Origin of the sequence: Nostoc sp. (assembly GCF_036917575.1) — a bacterium.
Classification (GTDB): Bacteria; Cyanobacteriota; Cyanobacteriia; order Cyanobacteriales; family Nostocaceae; genus Nostoc.
In genome coordinates this window covers 51,726-71,967 of sequence record NZ_JBALDC010000028.1, presented here as the reverse complement: position 1 = coordinate 71,967, position 20,242 = coordinate 51,726, and the positions used below count along the sequence as shown (strand labels likewise).

Sequence of the window (20,242 nt, the reverse complement as noted above, 5' to 3'; positions counted from 1 at the left end):
ACTTGTTTGACTAATTACTAATGAGTTACCGCTAATGTAATAGCAGCTAATTCCTGCTCCAGTTTTGTGCGACTATCTCCTTCATATTGGTAAATTGATAAATTACAAGAAATAAACCATTTAGGAATATTGATTTGTAATTGATAGTTATTTGATAAATTATCAAAAATTGCTAAATTGAATTTACCCAAAAACAATGGTTTTTGCTCGTCAATGTATATCTCACCTAAAGATGAATCGGTGAATCGGAAAAGACTGCCAGCGTAAAACCATTGCTTGCCAGTGGGTATTGCAGTGTTTATTGCAATACCCAATACTGCTTTATCCAGAATTACCCCAGGACGAATTGGGGTAATTTTGGCATAATAAGTCTTATTTCTAACAGTTCCTAACACCGTTGGAGGAATAGACACTGAATACATCAGTTGCCAATTGGATTCAGTAGATAAATCTAAGTTCCTGGTCATTTAAAGTAGTCGAAAATTACTTCATTAACAAAGCTATATGCTCTTCGACTTCACCAACAAAGTTAATCGGGTCAATGCCGTAATGGTCTAATAATTCAAAGTAAGTGTAATCATCCATTGCACCAGTCAACCATTGACTAGCAGCACCATTAACAATAAGCATTCCTTGAACAGTAGAGTTATCGGCTTGCCCTTCAACAGACACAGTTAATAAATCACTAAGGTCTGAAGAAACCCACAACAAATTGTTATCAGATGCAATTGACATTACACACCTTCAGGAACGAAGCGATAACGACTAGCTACGGCATTTTCACTACCAGTAAATAAGGCAGTGAAAGTAGATTCTGCCTTAATTGCCGTAACCACAGTGTCATAAGTATCCGATGCTTGCTTTTTCCCAAAATGAGTAGTTACAGAATCATTTTCATGCCTGTAATACATTCTTCCTGTAATTCGAGAAGCCTCTTTGGTTGTGGCTGTGGTCACTCGTTGAATAACTGTTAATTTGGCAAACTTGAAATTTTTAGCATTGTCTATGACGTTGGGAGTAGTCAAAGCTGCAAGTTTGGCAGTAGTAAAAGTATAATCAGCAACAACTCCTCGCAGCGTATTAGCTAGCGCCGATCCTCTGCCATTTTGGGTAGCTGCAATTAATCTAGCAGGAAGATAAACAAGATTTATTCCACTTGTATCAAATGGAATAATAGCGCCAGCACTTCGCTCGGTTTTTACCTTATTGGCAGCAGTTGTAATAGCTGCATAAGCTGCTTGCCGAGATGCTGTATCCTTCTCTAGCCATGCAATGTATTTAGCATGATCAGCAGCGAGACGAACACCACGACTAATATCTTTATAAGCCATTTATTTTTTAATAAAACTTGGTTGCAATTCAACCATAGCAACGGTTTTAGCGTGGTCTGTTTTTCGGAGATATATTATATTTCCCTTAATTTTCGCGTGGTTTATTTGAAGTCAATTTAAATTTTAACTAAGGGATTATATCTACGAGTTGTGTCTATCAAAAATACTGGTTGTGGTTCGCCGGGAATAAGTGCGTAAGCATACCGAAATCGAATATTTACTACTCTGCGATAAGCTCTTTTCTTACGGGTTTTACCCATAATTACCTGAGTTTCTGTAACTGTTCCCGTAGTACTAGGTTTTTTCGGATTACCAACATTTATTTTTAATTCATCAAATGGTACGTCAATTACATTACAAATTTTTTGATAAATATTTATTCCATCTGTTTCATTATTAGATAAAATTTTTGAACCATTGGGAAATCCATGTTTGGTGTCTTTATAACTAATACAAAGGTTTCCTTTGGCGTGAATAATTCCCTGCTTATTTTGAACAAACTGGGTTTTAATCTCAGTCGCTATTTCCACTAACTTTTCATGTAAAGTAAGAGAAGTATTCTCTAAAGTCATTAACCGAACACTGTATTCTGCATCAGCTTTATAGTCTTGTATTGCTGGCACAGATTGAGAATCTTGAGAAAAATAAAAGACTACTTTGGGATGCCCTTCTACAGGCGGCTCCATATTTTCTCTTGAGCCATAATATACCGCTAAATTTTTTCTTGCATACCCTAACAAATCAAATAATAAATGATGCCTCAAACTCATCATCAATTGATTGTCACTATCCAACATTGTGCAAGCAACTCTTAAGCTGCTACGAGCGGTTGCTATGTTTGGTTTCCAGTCGGGTGCATGATCCGAAAAATATTGCCTGACAAGTGCATTGTGTTGGGGAATGTATACCTCTTGCAAATGCTCAAAAGGTTGAAAATTATCGGGTAATTTGTCATCTGGTGGCGTAACTGCATTGATTGATGGGGTAAAAGGTGCTTTTGTAGCACCCGTTGCAATATCAGAGGTTGGCGGCAGTTGTTTACCCTGCTCGTCTCTTGGAGGAATAGTAATTGGGATATTGTCGGCCATATTTATTAATCGTCGCCGTCGAAAATGTCATCTAAAGTTGCAGCAATAATATTTTTGCTATCGGCTTTGGCTTGTTCTTGCGCTGTTGTTGTTGCTGTTGGATCTGGTACTGTTACTCCAGGTTGATATTTGACTACGTTTCCTAAACTGTCTTTAACTGGGTTACCGTTTGCATCTTTGGGGTCTTCTTGGGTTAATTCTTTTTTGACAGCGCCAACACTGCTATTTATTTCAACTGCTGCTGCCGATATTCCGATAGGTATCGCTACCATCATTGCAATAGTATTGGCTTCTGCTGTGGCATTATTAATAAAGTTGAAGAATTTACCTTTTAAATTAGGTTGGGGGTTCATCCATGAGTAGGCTTTCTCTCCAATTACACCCCAAATTTTCAGAGCGTTACCAATCTTAGCGACGTTACCACCAATTACCTCCATGCCAGCAGTGACCAAACCAACTGCGTTGCCAATTTGGTTAAAAACATTCACACTAGCTTGATATATTCTATTAGCCTTTGCCCAATCTTGTGATATCTCCTGATAATTAGCTTCACCAATAGTATCAGCAACAATCTCGTGTACAGCTTTTCCAATTACGTTGTTGATACTAATAGGAGTACCATCAAGTCCTTTTGGTAAGATAAATCCTAATACTTGGTCAATAATTGTTCCTAATGTTTGAGCAAGGTTATTACTTAGCATTAAAGCATTGTGAATTGTCGCCGCAAAAGTAAGAACAGAAAGTGCCTTCTCAACATACGTATTTTGTGCGACTGATGTCACTAAACCAGATATTCCGCCTACTACTTGATTACCAAGTTTGTTATTAATAATAGTTAATAGTGCAGTTTGTGCCACTACTCCGGCTTTATTTATTAAGTCAAATATCTGTTTGCAAATAAATAATACTGGTGCAATTGCAGCCGCAATGAATGCTTGTATTTGTGCCCTAGTGCCAGTATGTTGTAATGTGCTATTTGCTCGTGTTTGGCTGTGTTGCTGAATTATTAGTGCCCTGAGACTTGCTTCTTGTGCTGGATTCATACCGTTTGTTCCGTCCCGACCACTACGCCCAGGCGTTCCATTAATTCCATTTCTGCCGTCTCTGCCTGGGATTTGTATTACTGTTGTTACTCCGTTTGTTCCAGGTGTCCCGTTTTGACCTGGGAATCCTTGAAATCCCCTCTCACCTTGTCTTCCAGGTATGCCCGGTAATCCTTGAAATCCCCTGTCACCTTGTCTTCCAGGTATGCCCGGTAATCCTTGAAATCCCCTGTCACCTTGTCTTCCAGGTATGCCAGGTATTCCTCTAAGCGACTTTATCCCTTGGTACAAAGCGATCGCCGTCAACGCCGTAGTCAGCGCCACGCCTGTTTTTCCTAATGCATCGCCAGCAATACGTTTGGCTTGCTCCCCAACACCTTCTGCCTTGATACCTTGCTTGTATGCGATTGTGGCATTTTCATTGGCTGTTGCAGCGTTGCGTACTGCACCATCTGCCGTTAGTTGGGCTTGCTTCGCCTCCGCGTCTGCTGTAACACCAAACACAAAAGCGTTTTTAGCTGTAGCATCTGCTTTGCTACCAATATTCAGTGCGTCAATAGCGATATTTCGTACTTGTGCGATTAATGATTCATTACCACCGATGCGGTTCTGTAATCCTAATAGTTTTCCTAGTATTGCTGATACGCTACTATTCACGCCTTCTATTTCACGTTCAACAGCATCAATGCGCTCACCTAGTACCTGACGTGTTGCCATTCCATCAAGGATGGTGAATATCGTAGCGATGACATTAAAAATCTCTAAGAACTTACCTGCAAAACCTCCTATTTTACCAAGTGCTTCTTCGCTGATGCCAATTGCTTTTGCTGATTGAACTAGTGCATTACCTACAGCATTTTCAAGCTTGCCAATTGCATTGCCTAGTGCATTGACCTTACCTCCTATGCCGTTAACAACCCCTCGAAGTCCCGATATTTCGTTGCTAGTATTAGCCACAGATTGAGCGACTTTTGCGGTTTCCTGCGCTACTGTTTCGCTTTTTTGAATCGCTTGACTGGATAGACCTTTACTGAGTTCCGCTTCTCTGACGGCGTTCATTGCCTCTTCAAGAGTCTTGACAGACTTAGCCTCTGTAACTTTTGAAGTAGCTGCTACATCTGCTACAGCCTGGTTCATGCTAGTCAAAGTTTTCTCAAAAGTTGCCGTCTTACCCAATGCCTGTTCAGCATCTTGTGCCGATTTTTTAACGGTTGCTTCATTATTGCCTATAGCAGCTTTCATTTGCCTGAGAGTATCCGCAAAAGAAGAATTTCTAACATTCACTGCTGCATCAATAGCGGGTTTAAACTGCGAAGAAAAAACACCCCCAATTGCTATTGCTACAAGGGATTGAACCTGAGCGTGATTTCCGTTTATTGATGCAGTCAATTGTTGTTTTAGTGTATCAATCTGAGGCTGAAGTTTACTCCCAACTGCCAATACAGCGCTGGTAATGGCAGAGGTAATTTCTGGCTGTAGTGTGGCTCGCGTTGTCTGTACAATTCTTGCCTCGTCCACCCTTGGTATTCGTGCTATTTCTGCCCTTAGTGCTGAAATTTCAGCCGATAACTGAGCGCAATTATCTGCCATTATTTTTAATTTTTAGTGATTGAGTAATTGAATGAATTTCACTCGCAACAACAGCACAGTCTAAGCAGCAATACCCTGGATAACCTAACGATTTGCATTTGCAAAAACCTTCAGGACAGTCATCACCACAGGCTACATCAAAAGTCACCGGACATTTCCCGTGTGCGGAAAATATTGTTTTACCGCCAACAAGTACTTTTATTTCGCAAAGCCCCGATGTTGACCTAACAATGGGACATTTTACAGTTCTGTCTATTGTTAAATTAAGGTCAGACATCTTAGCACCTTTGTCACCTTCGGTTATTGGGGGAAAAGAAGTTTCGCCACACCTTACGAGATTGATATAGTAGCCAGTGTATGGATGAAAAGCGCCGAAATCGTAAAACTCTATACTGTAATCTGTTACTACTGCTGTTATTGTTCCATATTGCCCTTGTGGGCTATTAAAGGTTATTTGAAAGCCATTAGCATCAAAGTTTGAGGTACTATTATCTTGATAGTTTTCTGTGGCAACTTCAATGGGTGATTGGGATGTTTTGAATACACTAGTTTGTTTATCACCAAAAACGTAAGTTACTGTTACCTTGTCTCCCGAATTACAGTAGCTCACGGTGTATATTCTCCATATAACTCCACTTCATCTAGGCAGAAGTAGTTGTAACCACTAGAATCTAATCCGTTTTGCAATATTCTCATCTTGGAATAACTGACTGTTGCCGAAATTGGCAATGAGAGCCATTGTCCGGCAGATACCAAGGTGGCATTATTGTTTTGACTATCAAGGTCAACCCATGTGCTACCGTCAATACTGCCTTGCAACTTCCATGTTCTAGGGTAAAAATTACTGTCATTACTTCTAGATTTTATTGAGTAGTATTGACATTTGAGTTGTCCTACGAACTCAAACATTACCCAACTGTTGGCAAGGTCGCCAGTGTAAAACTGGTCAGCTTGTCTGTTAGACAATGTATTAGGATCACCCGAACCAATGCTACTTGCAGTTACCGCTAATAATCTATTAGCAGGGTTGTTCCATACGGTAGCGCCTTTGTTAGTTCCCAAGTAGTAAAATAATCCGTTGGCATCACCACTGAAAGCAAACGTAAGTTGATGGAGTACCGGAGTTACTGGTAATCCTGACAAGCCTGCCAAAAAGTTTGATACTTTGATTTTATAAGTTTCCCCTGTTGTGGGGTTTTGCATTACCAGGTAATCGCCATTATCAGCGGTGGTTTTTTCAATTGCAATATCTTTAATTTGGGACATAAATAAAAGCGATTATTTGGTTTATTTGGTACAAAATAATGTCTTTTTTGGCAAAAAATGGTTTCCACTGCATTAACCCTATTCCATCAAAAGCTTCTGAGTTGTCAAAAGCAATGGGTTGTTCATTTTCATCCGTAAGAGTAACATCGTTTTCATCGGTGATAGCACCTTGAAAATTTTGCAGTGCCGTAACGAAAATAGCTGCTAGTAAACTCTCTGCGGTGTTATTGGTGGTAGCAGATAATCCCAGGAGAGAAGCTTTGTTGATAATCAAAACATTCATGTCCTGGGAAGTTCCTGCCCCAAATATTTGAGCAAGGGTAAGACGTTGCATCTTAATAATCGTCAGGGTCAATAGTTGCAATACCTGCTGCTTTCTCAAAAGCTACTGTTACAGTGTCCTGACGATATTGATTGTTATTGCGAATAACAAATGTTGGGATAAAACCTGGTGTGATTGTGATTGACTGGTCAATGTTGGCATCATAATTGACCGTGGTTAATGTATTTTGTGCTTGTAAAATAACCGCCGTCAACAAGCTTTCAGCGGTGTTAGTCGCAGAAGCGGTCAAGCCGACAGAAACAAGTGCTGATTTTTGGATAGTAATTGTATTGGTATCCTGTGTTGCACCTGCTCCGAATACTTGCACAAGAGTTGGCTTTGTGGTCATAAAATTAGATTTTTTCTTGAAGGGATTAAATCCGTTGTATGCGGCTTCCAAATTTATGTAAATGTTCCAGTTTTATGTAAAACCAGCACATTTGCTGAGGACGTAAAACCCTTGCAGGCAATAGGATTAAGCCAGATTTAGCTATTGGCTAAACAAAAGAATATTCCGGTTTAACCAACGTCAATGGTTAAACCGGAACAGTTAGCAGAAGAAAAACTGGTCGAATGAAAAATGATAGAGAAGGTCAAGCGGCTATTATCACAAATGCGGATTACTCGAAAATTCGCAACAAGATTAAAAGCCGCAAGTATAAACTACTTTTTGATTTAGCATGGTACACCGGTGAGCGCTGGGGGGCGTTGGTGCAGCTGCGAGTCGCCGATGTTTTTGCCAAGGATGGGAACCCACGTGAGTATATCAATTTTCGAGCTAGAACGCGCAAGGCTAAACCTAACATCTTGGGTAAGGCACAACAAGCTAAACATAAAAATCGACAAGTGCCAGTGCATCCAGTCCTTAAGGAGATATTGCTTGGATACAAGCCAGAGTCAGATTCTGTTTGGCTGTTCCCATCTCGTGATGACGACAAATCCATTACCTTAAGGCGGGCAGATACAATTTTACGGGCTGCGGTTGACAAAGCTGGATTATCGGCCATCGGAATTAGTACCCACAGCACCCGCCGGAGCTTCATTACCAATCTGGCGAATAAGGGTATTAACTTGGCGATGATTAAAAAAATTACTGGTCACGCTGACTTAAAAGTGCTTTCGGCATATATCGAAGTGAGTGACGATGACATGAAAAACGCGATCGCTACTCTCTAAACCCCAAGCCCGTGACAAACTACATTACGACGGATAGGCTGGACTTGGTTAACATTTAACCTCACTATATTGGATCTACTTGCGATCGCACTCTCCTCTGATCAGTGCGATCGCATTTTTAAAGGAGAAAATCATGGACTCTGCAACCAAAGAATTAACCGTAGAACAACTGATTCAAGAATTACAAGGTTTTCCGCCTGATGCACATATTTGTCTAACAGATGCCTATGGTGAAACGTTTTCCATCATCGGTTTTGAGGCTGGGTCTGCCAGCGTGAGCATTGTCATCTCTATTGATGACGCCGACGATGACGATGACGACGGAGAATAAGTTCAAATACAGCAGCACACGTTCAGCTACACTACGAATGACAAATGGGTACTTATGTCGGCAACTGCTGGCATAAGCTTTTTTATGGTTTAGCGATACTTGTTGATCACAATCTGCCGACTTATAATGTCAGGCTTTGATTGGGTTACTTAATTTACTGGCTTTGACGTAGTAGGTTCTATTAGTACTGGTTTCTATTTGATACTCTCTTTTGCCGGAATTGTACCCCACTACCATCACCAAATCTCCGCCATACATAGCAGGTTGAGTCAACCTTGGCTGCCAATCTAATGCTGTTAGGTCAGACAACTTTACGCAAATTACGTCTGGGTCGCCAGCAAGAATAACTTTAGCTTCACCTTTGGTAACAACTATTTCCTTGATTATGGCTTGCTTGTTGTGCAGAGAGCAGTGACAGAATTCACCTATCTGGAAACTGGTAGAAATCCGGCTAGTTTTTGATGGAGTGCATTTCTCAAATTCTCCTAGAGAAAAAACTAGTGCAGATTTTGTCCTAACGCTTCTATCGAACATTCTTTCAATAGTTTCTTCTCGCCCAATCAGTTCCGGCCTGCCGGGGCAGGACGTAATCCGAATCGTGTCTCTGTTTTTAAAACCCAGTTCTGATAGTTTGGGACGATGTAGTACATCACTGCTGTCATCGATGCGATCGCGATCGCTTGTGATCACCTCATGATCACCTTGCGATCGCCTTGGCGGATCACCTTCGTTACAATTTGAAGTGCCTGCCATACAAAGCTTTTCGGCAATTGTAACAGAGGTGATCATCTGAACATCGTTTTTTTGCGTTTTTTCTTCAAGCTCCAATTCTATTTTTTTTGCCATTTCAGGCATACTTAGATGATCACCTTCGTTACAATTGGGGGCATACTCTTGTACTGCAATGCTTGCAGAATTGTTAAGAAGGTGATCCGTCAAGGTGATCATAGGGTGATCATTAGGTGATCCGTTGTTTTTATACACTTGGGATGAATCGCTAATTTCCAATGTTTGACAAGCATTTGAATCGCTTCCCAAGGTGATCCGCTGAGATGATGTTACTGTTGCAGTTTGTAAAGGATTGGTTATACTACAGATTTCTGGTTCACGGGCAATATAATACAGTTTTGCAGTGCCACTAAAGTTTCTCTCATCAAGCATTACTATTCCGTCTCTCGCCAATTGCCCTAAACATCGTCGAGCATTACCTGGTGTGGTGTTGATGCAATGGGCCACCTCTTCAGCTTCATATTTAATGTTGGCGTGTTCAATCAAGAATTTAATTATCTGATCTTTGGTGGATAGATCCGGGGAACCTAGCTCTTGACCAACTTCCTCTAAGACGGAGAAACTAAAGTCTTCTTCGTTGAAGAATAAGCGATAACTTGCGGGGAAGCGGCGCGATCGCGATTTTTCTATGGTGAGAATTTTCTCTTGGGGATTGGCGCTGGGATTGGTGTCTTTCTCCAGTTTGATAACTTCTGAGACGGCGTTTCTAACTGCTGTTGTCCCTCTAGATCCTCCAGCTTTGTTTGTATGGTGAACGATGACTACGGTTATCCCAGTTTCTGCTGCAAATTTGTTTAGCTCCAGAACGGGGCGAGAATATTCTGTTCTGTTTTCGTCGTAAAGGGAGTAGCGGTTAACAAAGGTCAGTGAATCGATCATCACGAGAGCCGGTTTAAACTCAGCAGCATCTTGGTAAAGAATCGGCATTGCATCGGTATTCCAGCCAAATCTAACCTCTGTTCTTTCACGAACTTCTGTACCTGATTTGAAGCCGCGCTTATTTAGAGCCTGGAGCATATCGTGTTTTGACTCGTCACCCTGGTAAATCAAAACCCGTCGCCCGTCAGAGGTGGCAGGGAATCCATTCCAGTTTTTACCAGAGGCGATGCAGTGGAGTAAATCGTAAAGCCACTTGGTTTTACCAACGCCACCATCAGCGATCACTAAGGCTGTGGTTGCTTGTGCGAGGATTCCGCCCAAAAGCCATTTCCTTCCCTCTGTTCCTATTTCCTCTTCAAGTTGATCCAAACTTTTGCGTGGCTCGACTGTGGCGCACAGCGATTTCATATAGAGGTCTTCAAGTCCTGTTATTCCTTTTCTTATCTCAGGATGAGCATTAGCTAGTAGATTAAGCCTGTATAGTTTCAGACTAGGGTCAGATGTTTTCAGGTAAACATTTTCTAGTTCACTTATTAGCTTTTTGTGATGCCACAACTCGTTCTCTTCTTTTGTTGGAGCAAGTGGGGTTTCAATTACTGAGAGAACTTTGCTTTTAGAAGCTACACAAATATCTGACCAATCTAGCTCAGTGTCGTAAGCTAAATGATTAAGTTCGTTAGACACTTTTACAAGTTCTCTACGTCGAGCTGTGAGCAAAACCAACTCAGTCAAGCTGTCAATGTTAACCGCACTAACTGTTCTATCGACAAGTGTCGCTAACTTGTTTCTGCCACCAACTCTTACTAGTGAATCATGGTCTGATAACCAGCTAGTAACGTGCAGTAAGTCTGTTGGTAATCCTTTTTTAGAGAGTCTAAAACAGGCTTGATAAATATCTTTGTGTGCGCCGATGTAGAAGTCTTCTGGTCTTAATCTGTCTTTAACTCGATAGATAGCATTTGGATCAAGCAATATACCACCTAGTACTAATTCTTCTGCTTCAATGTTCTGTGGTGGTAGCCTGTCGTTATCAGGTTTGAAGCTAAATTCTTCGGTGTAAGAATAGGGAACTACTACCATTTTCTTATCCCCCGATTAACTAGTTTTGAGTTATTTGATGTGGTAAAATATGCGAAAGTGAAGGCTATTCTACTGCCTAATCTTTTTAAGTATTTTTTCATTTTCTTTTGTTAGTTGAATTCACCAATCTCTAAGTTGGTGAGTTTTTTTTTGCGTGTCGTAACTTACGGAGTTACTGTTAAGACATAGTTAGAGTTCTAGTCAGAGAGTTGTAGATAAAGAAGAAAGTTATCTAGTTCATCCTCGGTCAGCAACAAGCGCGATCGCACTCCATAATATTTCTGTAAATGCTCTCGACCCTGGTCAACCGTCCAGCCTAATCGCTGCATCTCGGTATCTGTCTTGTTCATTAGGTCACGAAAGTTTGGGTAGGTTGGTTTTTTGGTAGTCAATTATCCGTTGCTCAAACTTTATATTGGCTCTGTCTTTTATCCGATCTACTAACTCAGGATTTTGCTGGAATAGGCTTGGCAGTTCAGCCAACACGGATGCAGCTAACACAATTGCTTGGCTAGATTCCAGGTCTGGGTCAATGGTGCGGATATAGTCGAAAAATTTCTCTAGCTCGTAGATGGCTAGACCTCTCGCCCTAAGTACCCTTGATGAAATTTTTTGTTTAGTCATTGTCCATTGCGATCGCTAATTTCTGTATGATTTTTGAGAGCGGAGGCGTTCAGTGGGTGGTCATTGGGGAAAGTGCTTTCCGCTAGATAATCGGCGTGATTGCAGCCAAAGATTCCCCAAAAAGCTAGTTCGTCTTGTTTGGCAAGAGCTTGCCCTACTTCGCCTGCCCTCTGTTTAGAGGTATGCCAGCACAGGGGCATCAATCCTTCTTGGTCATCGGTTACGGCATAAGCAACGTAAATTGGTTGTCTGTTCATTGGTTATTAGGGAATGGATATTGGTTAACTGCGATCGCTACTGAGTTCTTTGGCAGCGAGTGCCTCCGATCTCTGTTTCTGATCCTCAGATGAACTTAGCCAGTAGGTAATCTCGTTCATCGCTGTAACTTTGTCTGTGTAACTAAGTTCGTTGACGACTTCGAGTACCTGTAAAGGAAATTTGTATCTCTCTCCTTCCGCTACGTCGGAGGCTGGGTCATCGTCGTACTTGGCAGATTTGGCTAAGAGCGCCAGTAGGTCGAATAGGTAGGGTTTACAAAGGGCTAGCAAAAGGTCTGTTGAGTGCTGAGTCATGAGTTAATCCTTGGGTGTTAGAGATGCAAGCATTCTTCCCACTGGTAAGTTGCCTCCGAGGGGTTGCGCTCTACTAGCTTGTAAAGATGTCCTTTACTGAAAATGAAGTTAGGGAATTCCAGAAAGTCAGTTAATTCTGCTGTTTCGACTGTTTGCCCGGTGCTAATTTTTAGAATCACTTTCATGGTTAGTAATCAAGATTGGTCAATAAAAATGGCGGCTGTTCCTGGTGTTGATCAGCCGCCGCAAAACTTTAGCAATGAAGTTGATTAACGCCGATCGCGTTTCAAGTCCTCTATGACTTTCTCTAGATACCAATTGTCTGACTGGCCGCGATGCAGTTGTCTCTGTTGCTGAAGTAAGCGCTTGGCTATGGCAATGTCGCCGTGGAGCATGGCAATCAAGTCGTGTTGCAGTTGTCTGTTCCTGGGGTCGTTGAGGTAAGATTTTGACCACTTTTGACCAGACTTGGGTCGAGGTGGAGATGATTGATAACTTGCTTGTGTTTGTCTGCGGGGAAAGAGTTTCTGGAGTGTTAGCTGTAACTGCTCTAGCAGATATATCAGACGCACAAAGCCGATAATCAAGTTGCGGATTAGGTAGAGGATATTGATTAAACTGTCCATAGTGAATTGAGTTGGTAGAGCAACTCGTTCCACCATCTACGGGTATCGCTGATGTAGGCATCAGAGGATACCCGTATTTGTCTTGGAATCTTTGAGTGTTGATATTCATTACTTAGGTATCAGGTTTTACTAAAATTTGTCTCGACATCAGCAATTCGTGGCGATCGCACTCCATTTCAAGCAGCACAATACGCCACGAATAAAGCCGTTTACCCAATCAGGCAAACGGCTTTATTCTTGATGTGATATGTCTTGAAGGTTTTCAGGAATCTGCTTTAACTCTTTAAGCCTTTCTCTCAAAGCTTCACTCTGTTGCTCGTAATAGGCCAGCTGTTTTTCTGTCTCATCAATTAGCTGGCTGATGAGTTTCCCAGGGATTCCACTAACTGTCCATTCTCCTGAGACAACGGTATCTGGTTTGTTGCAATCTTCTCTAGTAACTGAGAGCGGGTAAGTCCCAGACTCTCCGCCAAATCTTGAAAAAGTTCCCAAGCTTCTGGATTCACCTTCAAGCTCACTCCCTTCACATCTCTGCCTGACTTCGGACGTCCTCTGCTTGCCATGTTTAATTGTCATATTAATGAACCTCTCAATTATTGCATATCCAGAAATCCAATATTGACTAAGCATATCTGGATATGCAATATTATAGCAATAGTGGAAATCCAAAAATCCATTATTTGCCACTCCCCAACGCCTAACCCTTTGCGTTGCAACTGGAGAAAGCACCCGCGCCTCGACCTTGTGCGGAACCACCCTGTACCTGATGCCCAATGCCCAATGACCGACAACCGTATTCACCCATAAGTCGTAGCGTCGCGGGGTTAGCAGCTGAACACGTAGCTTTCATCCATGATAAATGTATCAATTTACAACTGTATTCACCCATAAGCCGTAGCGATCGCAGGGTTAGCAGTGAAAGTAAAAAGGCGATCGCACTCAGGGTGAAAATTGCGATCGCCTACAACAAATGAATTTTATTTACGTAAGGAGATTTTACCAATGTCTAAGCCATTAGGCTACTACACATCTCATACCCCCGACGACAATTCTCTTTTAGCAAAGCTGGAAGAGGAGTATGGCAGTACGTTTGAGAAAATGACCAATCGAGAAAAGCTATCCATATTGATGATCCTGGCATCAAACCTGGGGAACCAGCTTGATGGAGGTGTACGCGGCGAAATTTATGCTGCTGCAAGAGAGATGACAAATCAGCTTTCACTCTCAGATCAAGCAGGAATCATGGAAGCAATAATTTCTCAAGTGCGCTGGGGACAATCGTTATGACAAGGACAAGAATATCTTTTTCAAGTGAAGACCCAGAGTCAGAGTGGACTGAGTGGTGGGTGAACCCAGTAGAAGATGGAAGTCAGCAACCCGATCCAGATGATTTACGGAAAACCCAGCAATATATAGAGAGGACGTACACCAAAGAGACTCAGGAAAAAATCATTATAAAAGTTCGACCCCAAAGGGAAGACTAATGAGTAACCTGTACACCAATCCTGATGCGTCCAAGTTAACAGGCATCCCAGAAAGCACAATTCGCAGTTGGTTGCGCCGACATCCTGAAGTTTTCCAGTTCAATGTTCACGTTGTCAGCGACGAACACGGTATCAAACTCTGGACAGAAGCGGGAATTGAACTGTTGCAGAGTCGGCGTGCAACGAAAAATGCAACGAATGACGATGCAAATTTTGATGCAGAATCCGACGCACCCGATTTACTTGAGTCGCTGCTAGAGGAAGATTCACAGCGCCTTGCTAACGAATACTACCGACAGTTGCCGGGGCGAACGTTGCAGCGAATTAAACAGATGCGGGTTAACCCGACACCTGAACAACGCCAAACAGTGGAGTTGTCATTCCGCGCCGCAATTAACGCGGGAACCGAGCATCTACTCTTACCCACTTATCAGCCGATGTTGCTAGAGGGGGGAGATGAAACAGACTAAACAGCAGCGCACTAGTAAAGTTGTACCATTCACTGGGGAGTTCTACCCAGAAATACCAGAAACCACACCAGCAGGCAATAACATCGCCTTCTTCTTGGTGATTGTTGCAGCTGCACTGATTGCCGGTTTGAGCATAGGTGCAATATCAACTTACCAAAGTGCGGATCAAGTGCAACTACGGCAAATGAAAGCGCAAAGCCAGCAGTTAGAGAAAGTTAAAAACCAAGTTTGTAGATAGGAGCAATCAATGGGAATCCTTGCACGAATTACCAGCGCTGCAAAATCCAGCAGCAATAGTAATGAGTCCTCGCTGTCCACGGGCGGTCACGGCATAGATAAAAATCGAGTACTGTCACCAACAGATCCAAGTGTGGTAAACCCAATAAATGCGGGTACTTGGGAGACAGTCAGGACAGCACCAGTAAATCATACACCACGGTATTTCAACAAAGCTGAGGCTGATGCACTTAAAACTGTTGCAACTCAAAAGCGAGAAGAAGCGCGTCAGGCAAAACGCGCTTACAAATCTCTCAAGAAACTGGAAGAATCTGATGCACAGGTACACACTGCTCATCGTAACTATATTAAGGGCGTATCCAGCAACGAACTTACCAAGAAACGCTCTGATGCGAACACTGCAAGACATTTACACGCGCTGCGCCCTGAGTACGCAAAGTTAGGCTTTGGTCTAGACCGTGCTGAGGACAAAGCACAGCAGCGCATTGATGAATTGAAAGCCAAAATCAAGGAAAAATACTAATGGCAAAGGCGGTACACCTGGGGGCTTGGTTCCTTCTGGGATGTATCGCCTCTAGCTTTGTAGCTTGGCTAGGGGCGCTGCATCCTGCTTTGTTTCGTGTGATGTGGGTTATCTATATTATGTCTTTCGTCGGGTTAGCCGTTGCACTGATCACAGATGATGCGATTCGTCCGTTTCTCAAACTAGCCGAACCAGATTATTATGCCTTGCTGATTGCGATCGCAGTTTCGATTGTTTTGGGAGGAATGCTGTCATGGCTGATAGGTGGTTAAAAGCCAACTGTTTGCTAGCTGGTGCGACAGCTTTTTGGCTAACTGCACTTTCTCCGGTTCCTGCGATCGCAAAGGGAATTAGCTACAGTTTGGCGCTTGTTGCATCAGTGCAACTAGTGACTGAATCGCGCCAACTCATTCGACAAGATGCGCGGCGTGCAGCACTAACAGCTATGAACCTTGAACTTGAACAAGTAGAAATTGGGCTTCACACCCAACAGCAAGAGCAAGCACTCAATGAAATTTATGGCGCTGCACCAACTTACCCGTCGGAAGTCAAGGAGGAGCTAACCACTAGTCTGGAACACTTATATAAGGAGCCGAGCGCAGATCGTAGTGGTGAAACTTCCGCTTCCACTTCCGTGGATAAAGCTTTCTATTTAGCTATGAAGTCACTGGTGGAAGTCAGAGGAGAGACTTACGTGATTGAGCAAGTTTTGAAAATGGGCGGCCGTCGCTGGGAGGACGGCAAGCGGCGATTGCAGCAGATATTACAGCAAGGTAGGGAGGAGGAGTGGGACTAATTTAAAAGCGATCGCACTCTGACTGAAATGCGTAGGCGCAGCCCGCCGCAGGCATCGCTGATTTAAACACTTCAAACGTGAACAAGTCAAAAATATCACGTAACTGCTACATGAGGTTCAGGAAATAGATGATTTGATGGCTGCCGTATCAGCCATCAAGTAGCAAAGTTTTGATAGGTAATTTTTCCCAAGCAAAAGTAGGTTTTGCCTGTTTTGCTTTGGGATAGATTTTTAATGGAAATTTAATGAAAAATATTGAACACGCTCTTAAGGAGGCTAACGGAAGACTCCGTAATTACGGCATCAAAATTGAACAAATTGGTGTGAGGCTTTATTTGCGTGCAACGCTTCCCCCAAAGCCTTTGACATTAAAAAACGGTTGGTATCAACAAAAAATAAATATTACTGTCGCTAATCTTGACGGGATAAAGCTTGCCGAGAAAGAAGCCAAACTTCTCAGACTCAGACTCGATACTAAAACCTTTGATTGGAATGATTACTTCAAGCCAGAATTACAGAATAATAAAGTGAAAACCGTTAGTGAATGGATTCAAGAATTCGAGAAAGATTATTTCGAGAGAAGACAACGCAACTTCAAAACAGAAAGTACATGGAAGGTTGAATATCAAACAGTTTTTAAAACACTACCTCAACACGAAATTCTTAATGCTGAAATATTAAAACAAACCATTTTAACAACTACGCCAGACACTAGAACTCGGAAACGATTTTGCCTGACATTGCGATTGTTGGCTAAATTTGCTGACCTTGACTTCAATCCTAATTCTTATTCAGGAAGCTATGGCTATAGAAGCAGGCAGATCCGTAGCCTGCCAACAGATAAGTTAATTCTTGAATCCCGTTCTGATTTAGCCGATGTCAAGTGGCAGTGGATATTTGGGATGCTTGCCACTTACGGATTGAGAAATCATGAAGTATTCTTCCTGGATTTAGAGCAACTACGAGCAGGTAACAAAATTATTACTGTCCTCGCTGGAAAAACTGGTTACAGAAAAATCTGGCCTTTCCATCCAGAGTGGTTTGACTCTTTCGGGCTGGCAAATGTCAAAATCCCTGATATCAACTTAAACCGAAGTAATTCTGAAATTGGCAGAACTGTTACTCAAAGGTTTAGACGAAATGATGCCTTACCGTTTAAAGTTTACGATCTTCGCCATGCTTGGGCCATTCGCACCCTAGAGTATGAAATTGATATAACGCTTGCAGCGCAGCAGATGGGTCACGGTCTATCTGTTCACAGTAATCTCTATCACGCTTGGATCAACGCCGAGCATCACCAAAGAGCTTTCGACTTGGCGATGAATAAAAGCGATCGCCCCATGCCACCAGAATGATGAATTTATAATTTCTACTTCTGAGTTAGCCAGCAGTTAGTTGCTGGATTTTTGCGTTGCGATTGCAGTGAGACGGTGACTCTTAATCTATTGGTTGCGGGTTCAAATCCCTCGTCACCCATCACTTCCAGCCTCCACGATTTTCCTTTGACTAATTCTTGACTAAATTGAGCAAGTGTTATCCTCCAAAAACGTTGTCTATCAAGGGTAATCACTGCTAAAGCTTTGACTAATTTGAATAAAAACGCCCACTGCCCACCGGACACCCTAGAATGTTCAGTGGGCAGAGAATTGCTAGAGTGAATCCTCATGTATAGAATTGGCAGGCGGTGACTGCCCAATCTCTAATATTTATTCCCCATTCTTTAATTGTCTAGAGTCCTCATAAAACTTTCAGTTACCCTGAATAGTGTTATCTAAATTAAGAATAATTGCTTTATTATTACAAATCTGATTTTGTCAATTTTTATTTTAGCTAGTGTACGGATACTTTGTGGAAGTCTACAACTTTTCATCTGCAAAGTTCTAAAAATTCTGCCATTAGGCTGTTTACCAAATTTATTTGAGCAGCGATCGCCTCAACATCCAAAATTATCATTTGTTTGAGTCGCAGGGCGTATGCAGTTATCGCTACACCCAACTAGAGCGATCGCAACCACTCAAAGATTAGAGCACACTCAATAGTATTAATTTTATCTCCGATTTAATCCGTATATTAACTAATTCAGCAGCAATTGGTAGCTTACGCTTGACAGTATGCTCAGGTTTAGGTTCAACATCTACAATGTTATTGATATTGAACAACTTTTCTAGATTTAATTAAAAAATTAAGTAAAAATACTTAAAACATATTTATTTAGATAAAATTATTTTTATTGAGTAATGTTTTAGTATCAAAAAAATATCTTTATTTAATATTTATTCAAATTTTATCTAAAAACGTGCTTGTATGTGGATTAATTTTGTCCACTGCTAGTCTTTTCTAGACTTACGCTGTGTGCAACTTAATTTTGTTAAACCTTGATTCTATTGTGGGGTAGGCATCTTGCCTGCCCAGAAAGGATGGACATCTTGTCCATCCCCCAATAATAAAACAAGTCGCACATCGCGTTAGCCTGGTCTGATTGTCGTTTTTGTCAATACGTAGCTTATAGAGTAATCAGCTACTATTAAACTACTTAGAAAGAGGTGTTATACTGTGTGAGCACAAACTCTTTAATATTACTAAAGTTGTCAATCTCATACTGTCAACTTATCAACGAGGTAACTTAGAAGAACCTACCATACCAATAATGTTTAAGCGATTAAGGTTATTTACCTCAACCAAAAAATTTAACTATAGACCCACTGCATGGACTTGATGTCAGTTAAGCTATCAATAGCTGGTTTGTTAGGAAGACTAGATAATTAGCGAATAATTAATTTTATGCAAAAATGCTGAAATTTTGTATGAAAGCTTCAACAAAACTTACAGATGTTTTTTTAGACTATTTCTTGGTTAAATCTATTAAATCTCTAATGATAATATTGCTATGAACGCACATAGAGGATCTGCTGTGCTCAGTTCTGCAACTTTCAAAGTGCAACCATCTGCAACAGGACTGAACGATAATCATCGCCTGCGGCTGTTTTCTGGCTCTGCCAATGTACAATTGTCTCAAGAAGTTGCTCGTTATCTGGGCATGGACTTGGGGCCAATGATTCGCAAAAGATTTGCGGATGGAGAACTTTACGTTCAAATCCAAGAATCCATTCGGGGTTGTGATGTTTATTTAATCCAGCCATGTTGTCAACCTGTAAACGATAATTTGATGGAATTATTGATTATGGTTGATGCTTGTCGTCGAGCTTCTGCGCGACAGGTGACGGCAGTAATTCCCTACTATGGCTATGCCCGTGCCGATCGCAAAACGGCAGGACGAGAGTCAATAACCGCCAAGCTAGTTGCTAACTTGATCACCGAAGCAGGTGCCAATCGCGTACTAGCAATGGATTTACACTCAGCTCAGATTCAAGGCTATTTCGATATACCGTTTGACCATGTTTACGGTTCACCAGTATTGCTAGATTATCTAGCTAGCAAACAACTGCCCGATCTGGTAGTTGTTTCTCCCGATGTTGGTGGTGTAGCACGAGCTAGGGCATTTGCGAAAAAACTGGATGATGCTCCACTGGCGATTATTGACAAACGTCGTCAGGCACATAATGTTGCTGAAGTGTTAAATATCATTGGCGATGTTAAAGGCAAAACAGCAGTATTAGTGGATGACATGATTGACACTGGAGGAACGATCGCAGAAGGAGCGCGATTACTGCGTGAAGAAGGAGCACGTCAGGTATATGCCTGTGCAACTCATGCGGTGTTCTCTCCACCAGCGATGGAGCGGTTGTCTAGTGGCTTATTTGAGGAAGTCATTGTCACCAATACCATTCCCATACCAGAAAACAATCGTTTTCCACAACTTGTAGTGTTGTCAGTAGCTAATCTGTTGGGAGAAACTATCTGGCGAATTCATGAAGATACTTCAGTTAGTAGTATGTTTCGCTAAGATTGGCATTAGAGTTATAGGCATAAATTACCCACACTGTAACCGTTTGAGGGGTCAGTGTGGGCTTGTAATTATTACGCTCCTTCACTCCAAAGGAGCTTTTTCATGTGT

At 41.9% G+C, this 20,242-nt stretch carries 30 protein-coding genes; 12 read left to right on the top strand and 18 right to left on the bottom strand.

The genetic code is table 11. The annotated features are described in order from the left end of the window. Nucleotides 1-17: 17 nt before the first annotated feature. From V7K79_RS06995 to V7K79_RS06955, 9 genes are all read right to left on the bottom strand, one after another. Nucleotides 18-467: a hypothetical protein gene (locus V7K79_RS06995; RefSeq protein ID WP_335045991.1), complete on the bottom strand. Its 450-nt coding sequence runs from the start codon at nucleotides 465-467 to the stop codon at nucleotides 18-20. 16 nt (nucleotides 468-483) lie between these two features. Further along, entirely contained in the window at nucleotides 484-735 is a 252-nt protein-coding gene (locus V7K79_RS06990) for a hypothetical protein (protein ID WP_335045989.1), read from the bottom strand. After that, on the bottom strand, nucleotides 735-1,331 hold the full coding sequence (locus tag V7K79_RS06985) for a hypothetical protein (protein WP_335045986.1): 597 nt from the start codon (nucleotides 1,329-1,331) through the stop codon (nucleotides 735-737). The genes V7K79_RS06990 and V7K79_RS06985 overlap by 1 nt, the downstream gene beginning before the upstream one ends. Nucleotides 1,332-1,447: 116 nt before the next feature. Further along, a complete protein-coding gene (locus tag V7K79_RS06980; protein ID WP_335045985.1) occupies nucleotides 1,448-2,419 on the bottom strand; it encodes a hypothetical protein in 972 nt (323 codons plus the stop codon). Nucleotides 2,420-2,424: 5 nt separating this feature from the next. Beyond that, nucleotides 2,425-5,052 carry a hypothetical protein gene (locus V7K79_RS06975; RefSeq protein WP_335045984.1) on the bottom strand — a complete coding sequence of 876 codons (2,628 nt, stop codon included), beginning with the start codon at nucleotides 5,050-5,052 and terminating at the stop codon, nucleotides 2,425-2,427. After that, a complete protein-coding gene (locus V7K79_RS06970; RefSeq protein ID WP_335045983.1) occupies nucleotides 5,042-5,662 on the bottom strand; it encodes a hypothetical protein in 621 nt (206 codons plus the stop codon). The genes V7K79_RS06975 and V7K79_RS06970 overlap by 11 nt, the downstream gene beginning before the upstream one ends. Further along, nucleotides 5,659-6,318 carry a hypothetical protein gene (locus V7K79_RS06965; RefSeq protein WP_335045981.1) on the bottom strand — a complete coding sequence of 220 codons (660 nt, stop codon included), beginning with the start codon at nucleotides 6,316-6,318 and terminating at the stop codon, nucleotides 5,659-5,661. Before V7K79_RS06965 ends, V7K79_RS06970 begins: the two co-directional genes overlap by 4 nt. Beyond that, nucleotides 6,305-6,652, bottom strand: a complete 348-nt coding sequence (locus V7K79_RS06960) for a hypothetical protein (RefSeq protein WP_335045980.1) — start codon at nucleotides 6,650-6,652, stop codon at nucleotides 6,305-6,307. The genes V7K79_RS06965 and V7K79_RS06960 overlap by 14 nt, the downstream gene beginning before the upstream one ends. A 1-nt stretch (nucleotide 6,653) precedes the next feature. After that, a complete protein-coding gene (locus V7K79_RS06955) occupies nucleotides 6,654-6,989 on the bottom strand; it encodes a hypothetical protein (RefSeq protein ID WP_335045978.1) in 336 nt (111 codons plus the stop codon). Between the two features lie 224 nt (nucleotides 6,990-7,213). Between V7K79_RS06955 and V7K79_RS06950 the strand changes: the two genes are divergently transcribed. Both V7K79_RS06950 and V7K79_RS06945 read left to right on the top strand, forming a co-directional pair. After that, a complete protein-coding gene (locus V7K79_RS06950) occupies nucleotides 7,214-7,816 on the top strand; it encodes a tyrosine-type recombinase/integrase (protein WP_335045977.1) in 603 nt (200 codons plus the stop codon). Nucleotides 7,817-7,895: 79 nt separating this feature from the next. Next, nucleotides 7,896-8,147, top strand: coding sequence for a hypothetical protein (locus V7K79_RS06945; protein ID WP_335045976.1), 252 nt, complete (start codon nucleotides 7,896-7,898; stop codon nucleotides 8,145-8,147). A 129-nt stretch (nucleotides 8,148-8,276) separates the two neighbouring features. On the opposite strand, the gene V7K79_RS06940 is transcribed toward V7K79_RS06945, so the two are convergent. The 8 genes from V7K79_RS06940 to V7K79_RS06905 all read right to left on the bottom strand — a co-directional run bounded on the left by V7K79_RS06940 (nucleotide 8,277) and on the right by V7K79_RS06905 (nucleotide 13,446). After that, nucleotides 8,277-10,895 (bottom strand): AAA family ATPase, encoded by a 2,619-nt coding sequence (locus V7K79_RS06940; protein WP_335045973.1) that lies wholly within the window; start codon nucleotides 10,893-10,895, stop codon nucleotides 8,277-8,279. A gap of 197 nt (nucleotides 10,896-11,092) precedes the next feature. Next, nucleotides 11,093-11,245: a hypothetical protein gene (locus V7K79_RS06935; RefSeq protein WP_335045972.1), complete on the bottom strand. Its 153-nt coding sequence runs from the start codon at nucleotides 11,243-11,245 to the stop codon at nucleotides 11,093-11,095. 4 nt (nucleotides 11,246-11,249) lie between these two features. Beyond that, the gene (locus tag V7K79_RS06930) at nucleotides 11,250-11,519 is read right to left on the bottom strand and encodes a hypothetical protein (RefSeq protein WP_335045969.1); all 270 of its coding nucleotides are present in this window, start codon (nucleotides 11,517-11,519) and stop codon (nucleotides 11,250-11,252) included. Then, nucleotides 11,516-11,776 carry a hypothetical protein gene (locus V7K79_RS06925; RefSeq protein WP_335045966.1) on the bottom strand — a complete coding sequence of 87 codons (261 nt, stop codon included), beginning with the start codon at nucleotides 11,774-11,776 and terminating at the stop codon, nucleotides 11,516-11,518. The genes V7K79_RS06930 and V7K79_RS06925 overlap by 4 nt, the downstream gene beginning before the upstream one ends. Before the next feature lie 24 nt (nucleotides 11,777-11,800). Then, nucleotides 11,801-12,091, bottom strand: a complete 291-nt coding sequence (locus tag V7K79_RS06920) for a hypothetical protein (protein WP_335045963.1) — start codon at nucleotides 12,089-12,091, stop codon at nucleotides 11,801-11,803. Between the two features lie 17 nt (nucleotides 12,092-12,108). Further along, nucleotides 12,109-12,276, bottom strand: a complete 168-nt coding sequence (locus V7K79_RS06915; protein WP_335045961.1) for a hypothetical protein — start codon at nucleotides 12,274-12,276, stop codon at nucleotides 12,109-12,111. An 84-nt stretch (nucleotides 12,277-12,360) separates the two neighbouring features. Further along, nucleotides 12,361-12,717 (bottom strand): hypothetical protein, encoded by a 357-nt coding sequence (locus V7K79_RS06910; protein ID WP_335045959.1) that lies wholly within the window; start codon nucleotides 12,715-12,717, stop codon nucleotides 12,361-12,363. A gap of 231 nt (nucleotides 12,718-12,948) precedes the next feature. Further along, nucleotides 12,949-13,446 (bottom strand): hypothetical protein, encoded by a 498-nt coding sequence (locus tag V7K79_RS06905; protein ID WP_335045957.1) that lies wholly within the window; start codon nucleotides 13,444-13,446, stop codon nucleotides 12,949-12,951. A 44-nt stretch (nucleotides 13,447-13,490) separates the two neighbouring features. On the opposite strand from V7K79_RS06905, the gene V7K79_RS06900 reads away from it, so the two are divergent. From V7K79_RS06900 to V7K79_RS06860, 9 genes are all read left to right on the top strand, one after another. Further along, complete coding sequence (locus V7K79_RS06900; protein ID WP_335045955.1) at nucleotides 13,491-13,691, top strand: hypothetical protein; 201 nt, start codon at nucleotides 13,491-13,493, stop codon at nucleotides 13,689-13,691. A gap of 28 nt (nucleotides 13,692-13,719) precedes the next feature. Continuing rightward, the gene (locus tag V7K79_RS06895) at nucleotides 13,720-14,004 is read left to right on the top strand and encodes a hypothetical protein (protein WP_335045953.1); all 285 of its coding nucleotides are present in this window, start codon (nucleotides 13,720-13,722) and stop codon (nucleotides 14,002-14,004) included. Further along, the gene (locus V7K79_RS06890; RefSeq protein WP_335045951.1) at nucleotides 14,001-14,201 is read left to right on the top strand and encodes a hypothetical protein; all 201 of its coding nucleotides are present in this window, start codon (nucleotides 14,001-14,003) and stop codon (nucleotides 14,199-14,201) included. Before V7K79_RS06895 ends, V7K79_RS06890 begins: the two co-directional genes overlap by 4 nt. Then, a complete protein-coding gene (locus V7K79_RS06885; protein WP_335045949.1) occupies nucleotides 14,201-14,671 on the top strand; it encodes a hypothetical protein in 471 nt (156 codons plus the stop codon). The genes V7K79_RS06890 and V7K79_RS06885 overlap by 1 nt, the downstream gene beginning before the upstream one ends. Beyond that, complete coding sequence (locus V7K79_RS06880; protein WP_335045947.1) at nucleotides 14,658-14,909, top strand: hypothetical protein; 252 nt, start codon at nucleotides 14,658-14,660, stop codon at nucleotides 14,907-14,909. The genes V7K79_RS06885 and V7K79_RS06880 overlap by 14 nt, the downstream gene beginning before the upstream one ends. A 9-nt stretch (nucleotides 14,910-14,918) precedes the next feature. Further along, on the top strand, nucleotides 14,919-15,431 hold the full coding sequence (locus V7K79_RS06875; protein ID WP_335045945.1) for a hypothetical protein: 513 nt from the start codon (nucleotides 14,919-14,921) through the stop codon (nucleotides 15,429-15,431). Beyond that, a complete protein-coding gene (locus tag V7K79_RS06870; protein ID WP_335045943.1) occupies nucleotides 15,431-15,703 on the top strand; it encodes a hypothetical protein in 273 nt (90 codons plus the stop codon). Before V7K79_RS06875 ends, V7K79_RS06870 begins: the two co-directional genes overlap by 1 nt. Then, entirely contained in the window at nucleotides 15,685-16,227 is a 543-nt protein-coding gene (locus V7K79_RS06865) for a hypothetical protein (RefSeq protein ID WP_335045940.1), read from the top strand. Before V7K79_RS06870 ends, V7K79_RS06865 begins: the two co-directional genes overlap by 19 nt. A 245-nt stretch (nucleotides 16,228-16,472) precedes the next feature. After that, complete coding sequence (locus V7K79_RS06860) at nucleotides 16,473-17,582, top strand: site-specific integrase (protein WP_335045938.1); 1,110 nt, start codon at nucleotides 16,473-16,475, stop codon at nucleotides 17,580-17,582. Between the two features lie 14 nt (nucleotides 17,583-17,596). Here V7K79_RS06860 and V7K79_RS06855 read toward each other — a convergent pair whose 3' ends face one another. Further along, complete coding sequence (locus tag V7K79_RS06855; protein ID WP_335045936.1) at nucleotides 17,597-17,893, bottom strand: hypothetical protein; 297 nt, start codon at nucleotides 17,891-17,893, stop codon at nucleotides 17,597-17,599. 1,221 nt (nucleotides 17,894-19,114) lie between these two features. On the opposite strand from V7K79_RS06855, the gene V7K79_RS06850 reads away from it, so the two are divergent. Continuing rightward, the gene (locus tag V7K79_RS06850; RefSeq protein ID WP_335045934.1) at nucleotides 19,115-20,131 is read left to right on the top strand and encodes a ribose-phosphate pyrophosphokinase; all 1,017 of its coding nucleotides are present in this window, start codon (nucleotides 19,115-19,117) and stop codon (nucleotides 20,129-20,131) included. Nucleotides 20,132-20,242 lie beyond the last annotated feature (111 nt).